Annotated in this window: 5 protein-coding genes; 4 read left to right on the top strand and 1 reads right to left on the bottom strand. The window is 74.7% G+C overall.

Translation table 11 applies throughout. The annotated features are described in order from the left end of the window. Positions 1-1,369: nSTAND1 domain-containing NTPase (locus tag ACSNOK_RS29870; RefSeq protein WP_436783926.1), on the bottom strand; the 1,369-nt coding region annotated here is incomplete at its 3' end. Positions 1,370-1,682: 313 nt separating this feature from the next. On the opposite strand from ACSNOK_RS29870, the gene ACSNOK_RS29865 reads away from it, so the two are divergent. The 4 genes from ACSNOK_RS29865 to ACSNOK_RS29850 are packed head-to-tail and all read left to right on the top strand — an operon-like array spanning position 1,683 to position 5,850. Further along, on the top strand, positions 1,683-2,735 hold the full coding sequence (locus ACSNOK_RS29865; RefSeq protein WP_436783925.1) for an HpcH/HpaI aldolase/citrate lyase family protein: 1,053 nt from the start codon (positions 1,683-1,685) through the stop codon (positions 2,733-2,735). Continuing rightward, entirely contained in the window at positions 2,732-3,988 is a 1,257-nt protein-coding gene (locus ACSNOK_RS29860) for an aminotransferase class I/II-fold pyridoxal phosphate-dependent enzyme (RefSeq protein ID WP_436783924.1), read from the top strand. The genes ACSNOK_RS29865 and ACSNOK_RS29860 overlap by 4 nt, the downstream gene beginning before the upstream one ends. A 15-nt stretch (positions 3,989-4,003) precedes the next feature. Then, complete coding sequence (locus tag ACSNOK_RS29855; protein ID WP_436783923.1) at positions 4,004-4,552, top strand: MaoC family dehydratase; 549 nt, start codon at positions 4,004-4,006, stop codon at positions 4,550-4,552. Further along, on the top strand, positions 4,549-5,850 hold the full coding sequence (locus tag ACSNOK_RS29850) for a peptide ligase PGM1-related protein (protein ID WP_436783922.1): 1,302 nt from the start codon (positions 4,549-4,551) through the stop codon (positions 5,848-5,850). Before ACSNOK_RS29855 ends, ACSNOK_RS29850 begins: the two co-directional genes overlap by 4 nt. Positions 5,851-5,854: the final 4 nt, after the last annotated feature.

The following is a 5,854-nucleotide window of genomic DNA, read 5'->3' as shown; positions in this document are numbered from 1 at the left end:
GGAGTCCGGCCGCCCGCCACCCCCGCCACAGCGCCGCCGGGTCGCGGCCGGACTCCTCCCAGGCGCGGGCCGCCCGGGCGAGCCGCCGGGCGCGGTCCAGCGCGTCCGGGTCCTCGGCCGTCCAGGCGGCGAGCCGGGGCCAGCCCTGGAGGACGGCGGTGTGGGCGAGGACGGCCCGGTCGTGGTCGAGAGTGACGACCCGGGCGGCGGCGAGGCGTTCGAGGACGGCGGCCGTGCCGGGGTCATCGCCGAGTTCGCGGCGGTGGAGGGCGCGCGGCTCCCCGTCGTCGCCGGGTTCGGTCAGGCGCAGCAGGATCTCCCGGGCCCGCCGCCGCGGGCCGTCGGCGAGCTCGGCCCAGACCGCCTCGGCGCCCTCGGTGACGGCGCCCTCGAAGCCGCCGGCGGCGCGGAACCCGTCGAGGGTGAGCCGGTTGCCGTCCCGGTTCCGCCAGGTGGCGAGGAGGGCGGCGGAGAGCAGGGCGAGACCGCCGGGGTGCCGGTGGGCGCCCGCGACGAGGACGGCGAGGAGGCGGTCCTCGACCGTGCAGCCGGCCGCGGCCGCCGGTTCGGTGACGACGCGGGTGAGCTCCTCGGGGGTCGGCGGCGGCACCGTCAGCGTCGCGCGGGCCAGCAGGGGGTGGTCCGCGACGCGGTCGTGGAGGTCGGTGCGCAGGCCCAGCGCCAGCCGGCAGGGTGCGGCGAGCAGGGCGTCGAGGAGGCGGTGGAGGGACGGCGAGCCGTCGGAATGGGTGCTTCCGGTGACGGCCGGTCCCTGCGGGTGGAGCCGTTCCGGCCGGTCGACGACGAGGACGGCGTCGGGGCCGGGAAGCCGCGCGAGGCAGCGGGCGAGTTCGGCGGCGGGGTCGGGACCGGGGACGAACGCGCCGACGGCGGGCGGGTGCCCGGAGGCGGCGAGCCGGTGGGCGAGGCCCGCCTGGAGGAGCGAGGTGGTGCCCGCCCCGGAGGCACCGGCGACGACGACGATCCGGTCCCGGCGTAACCGCTCCAGCGCCTCGTCCACCAGGCGTTCCCGGCCGAAGTAGCGGTCGCCGTCCGCGGCCGTGTACGCGGCGGGGCCGGCGTAGGGCGGTGGGCGGCGGCGGGCGAGGGCGGCGGCCACGGCGTGCCAGCGGTCCTCCCACTCCCCCACGTCGCCGCCGCAGGCGCGGACGTAGGCGCTGGTGACGGCGAGGGTCGGGAATCTTCGGCCGCCGGCGGCCACCGAGAGGCTGGCGGCCGAGGAGTGGGCGAGGAGGGCGAGCCGGCGGTAGGTGGGGCTGCCGGCCCGTTCGCGCAGGGCCCTTAGGTCCGCGGCGAAGCGCAGCAGGGGGCTGTCACCCGGGTCCAGGGGCCGTTCGCGACGTGCCACTGCCCTGCCTTTCCAGCCGTGCCGCACGGCGCCGGGCCGGGGGTGGGGGCGGCGGCGCGAGCGGGCCGAACGAGCGGTGACCCTTACGGTAACCGTCCGGCATTGGCCAACAACACTCTGATTTCCGTCAATTCGACAATGACAGTCGGGCCGGGAATGACCAATCGCGATTGTTCGGCGTTGTTCGGAGTTGCTTGTTCGAAGCACGCGAAGCGGTCTCGAACAGCCCGGGTGCGGTAGGCATGGAACCGCGGGGGCGGATCACGACGCCACCGTGCCCTGCTCTCTTCCGCCGGCCCTCGTCGGAGATCCCATGAAGTACTCGCGGTACTGCCGGTCCCTGCTGTCCACTCCCGCCACCGCCGTCCACCGCTACGCCGTCGGCCACCGCTCCGGCGCCGACATCTCCATGGTCGACCTGGAGGATTCCATTCCGCCGGCGCGGAAGGAGGAGGCGAGGAGACGGGCCGAGGGCTTCTTCACCCTGCCGACCGCCGCCACGACCCGGTGCGCGGTGCGCATCAACGCCATCAGCGGACCGGACGGCCTGCGCGACCTGCTGGCCCTGCGTCAGTACGCGGTCAAGCCGCCGCTCGTCCTGATACCCATGGTGGAGTCGCGCCGCGACGTCGAGATAGTGGAGCACGTACTGGGACCGGAGTGCCCGCACACCGAGTTCATCGCCGTCGTGGAGACGCCGCGCGGCCTGGAGAACGCGTCCTCCATCGCGGCGTCCTCCCCGGGGCTGCGGGCCCTGGTCTTCGGTTCGGCCGACTACGCCTTCGCCACCGGCGCCCGGCTGACCTGGGAGGCCCTGGCCCACGCGCGGGGCGTGCTGGTCAACAGCGCGCGGGCGGCGGGGATCGAGGTCATGGACGCGCCCCTCTTCGCGGTGCACGACGACGGCGCGCTGCGCCGCGAGGCGGCGCTCGCCAAGGACATGGGGTTCAGCGGCAAGATCGCCGTGCACCCCCGCCAAGTGCCGCTGATCAACGAGGCGTTCTCGCCGGACGCCGCCACTCTCGGCCGCGCCCGGCGGATCGTGGCCGCCGGCCGGGAGAACGGCCGGGACATCACCGTGGTCGACGGCATGATGATCGGCGCCCCGTTCTTCGAGGCGGCCCGGCGACTGGTCGAGGAGTTCGGCGACGGCCCCGAGGTCCCGGCCGGGCCACCCCGGGGAGCGGAGGACGGTACGCCGGACGCCTCCGGGCCGCCTCCGAGACCGGCGGTACCGATGCCCCCGGCCGCCCGGCCGTCGCCCGCCCAGGCCCCGGTGCCGGCTCCGATCCCGGTCCCGGCGCTCCCCCGCCCGTACCCCCACGCCCCGCGCTCCACCACCGCGACGCAGGAGAGGGAACAGTGACCGAGAACCCCCCGAACCCCGCGGCCGACATCACCGGCCCGCACCGCTACCGCAACAGCGCCACCATGATCCGTACGGCCGACCCGGCCTGGCTGGGCGCCGCCCAGGCCGGGCTGATCGGCGTCGTCGCCGACTCCCCCGACGCCAACAACCACCTCGTCACCCCGGACGGGCACGCGTTCGTCAACATGTGCTCCTGCTCGTATCTGGGGCTCAATCACCATCCCGCCGTGGTGGAGGGCGCGATCGAGGCCCTCCGGGAGACCGGTGCCACCTCGCTCGTGATGCCCACCACCCGGGTCAGGCACCGGCTGCTGGCCCGGCTGGAGGAGGAGCTCGGCGACCTCTTCGGCTGCCACGCCCTGCCCGGCGCCTCGTGCAGCGCGCTCACCGCCGGAATCCTGCCGCTGATCGCGTCCGGCCATCTGTCCGACGGGCAGCCGCGCGTGATGGTCTTCGACCGCTTCTGCCACTTCTGCATGTCGTATATGAAGCCCGTCTGCGGTGACGAGAGCCTCGTCCTCACCTGTGACCACAACGACCTCGACCGGCTGGAGGAGATCTGCCGGACGTATCCGCGGGTCGCCTACGTCGCCGACGGCGCGTACTCCATGGGCGGCGCGGCGGCCCTGGACGGGCTGCGCCGGCTCCAGGAGCGGTACGGCCTCTTCCTCTACCTGGACGACTCGCACTCGCTCTCCATCCTCGGCGAGCACGGCGAGGGCTTCGCCCGCTCCCAGCTGGAGATGAACGAGCTGACCGTCATCACCGCCAGCCTCGGCAAGGCGTTCGGCACCGCCGGCGGCATCGCCATGCTGGGCAGCCGGGAGGTGTTCGAGTTCCTGCACCGGCACGCGGGCCCGGTCGGCTGGTCGCAGAACATGTCCTTCCCCGTCGTCGGCGCCTCGCTGGCGTCGGCCGCGATCCACCGCTCCCCCGAACTCGGCGACCTCCAGCGCGAACTCCAGGAGAACATCGCCTACTTCGACAACGCCTTCCCCACCTCCTTCGCCGGAAACGGGCTGCCCGTGCGCCGCATCACCGTCGGTGAGCCGGAGGCGGCCGTCAAGCTCTCCGGCGAGATGTTCCAGCGCGGCTTCTACTGCTCGGCGGTCTTCTTCCCCATCGTCCCCAAGGGCGAGGCGGGGCTGCGCATCATGATCCGCGCCGATCTGTCCCGGGAGAAGCTCGACGAGTTCATCGGCCACATCAAGGACCTCACCGGCACCACGGACTCCACCACCACGCACTGAGGACGGTACCGACCCATGGCGGACGACACCCCGCCCAGCGGCTACGAGCGGCTGGGACCGCAGCACTACCGGGAAGTGGTGGGCTTCCTCTACGAGGAGTTCACCGTCGGCGACGTGATCGAACACCGGCCCGGCCGGACGATCACCGAGATGGACAACGTCCTGATGAGCACGTTGTCGATGAACGACGCGCCCCTGCACATCGACGCCGCGTTCTGCGCGGACACCCCCTGGGGCCGGCCGCTGGTCTCCAGTCTGGTCACCCTGAGCATCGTCGGCGGTATGACCGCCCGCAGCACCAGCGGCAAGGCCCTGGCCAACCTGGGCTGGGACCGCATCCGGCTGCCCAACCCGGTGTTCACCGGCGACACGCTGTACGCCAGCACGGAGATCCTCGGCAAACGGCTCTCGCGCAGCCGCCCGGGCGAGGGCATCATCTCCTGCCGGACGACCGGCACCAAGTCCACCGGCGAGGTCGTGCTCGTCTTCGAGCGCAGCTTCCTGGTGCCCTGCCGCGACCACGAACCCGACGCTCCCGGCGCCGCGCCGCGGGGGGACGGATGACGGCGCTGCTCATCGGCAACAACCGGGCCGCCGAGATGGCAGGCGGCCCGGACGGCACCCCGGACCAGCGGCGACGGGCGGCCCGGGGCGCCCAACGGCTGCTGTGGTGGGCCCGGGACGGCGACGTCCTGCTGCTGCCGGAGGCCCCCGACACCGCCTACGCGGACCACGTCACCGGCCTCACCGGCACCCGCCGTTCCACCCTCACCGTCGTCACCGCCGAGCTCCCGCCCACCGGCGCGTTCCCGGACGCGACCGTGGCCGCCGTCCGCACGGCCCTGGCCGGCCGGACCGTCGACCGGGTGGTGCCGGTGTACGCGGACACCGGCGTGGCCGGTCTGGCCCACCGGCTCGGCGCCGAAAAGGCGCTGCCCGGCTGGGCGTTCCACGCCCAGGGCGGCAGCGCCCTGGTCAACAGCAAGGCCGCGTTCCGGGCGGTGGCGGCGGGCATCGGGACGCCCGTCGCGGCCGGCACGGTGGCGGGCGACGCGGAGACGGCCGGACGGGCGGCGGCCGGCCTGCTCGCCGCCGGCCACTGCGCCGTCCTCAAGCAGGTGTTCCACTCCGGCGGGCTCGGCAACGAGATCCTCACCACCGACCCGTCCGTCCGCCCCCTGGGCGCGCCCCGCGCGGTCGTCCTGGCCGGGCCGGAGGCCGCCCGGGCGCACGTCGGCGGCCACTGGGACCGGCTGTCGTCCGGGGGCCGGCACCCGGTGGTCGTCGAGCGGTACCACCCCGGGTCGACGACCGTCTACGCCGAGTTCGAGGTGGGCGACGACGGCGTCGTCCTGTCGGGCCACGGCGAGATGCTGATGGACCCCGTGGTGGTCGGCGAGAGCGTGCCCGCCGCCCTGCCCCCGGCCGTCCTCGACCGGCTGACCACCGGCGGCCGGCGGCTGTGCGCGGCCTACCGGGCGCTCGGCTACCGGGGGACGCTCAGCGCGGACGCCGTCCTCACACCCTCGGGCGAGCTGCTGTTCACCGAGGCCAACGGCCGGCTCACCGGCTCCTCGCACCTGCACACGGCGATCGGCGGCCGGCTCGTCGGCGGGCCCCTCAGGTCACGGCGGGTGCTGCTGGAGACGGGCGCCTGGCCTGTGCCCTCCTTCGCCGCCGCCACCGACGCGCTGGAGCGAGCCGGGCTCGCCTTCGATCCCGCCTCCCGCACGGGCGTCGTCCTGGTCGTCGACCTCGTCCCGGTGGACGGCACGGTGATCCCCTGTGTGGTCGCCCCCGACCGGGCCGCCGCGCGCGCCGTCCGGGCGTCCCTCCCGGCGTTCCCCACCGCCCGCACCTGACCCT

The organism is Streptomyces sp. URMC 126 (genome assembly GCF_051386555.1).
Taxonomy (GTDB): Bacteria; Actinomycetota; Actinomycetes; order Streptomycetales; family Streptomycetaceae; genus Streptomyces.
This window is presented reverse-complemented; position numbering and strand designations above follow the sequence as displayed.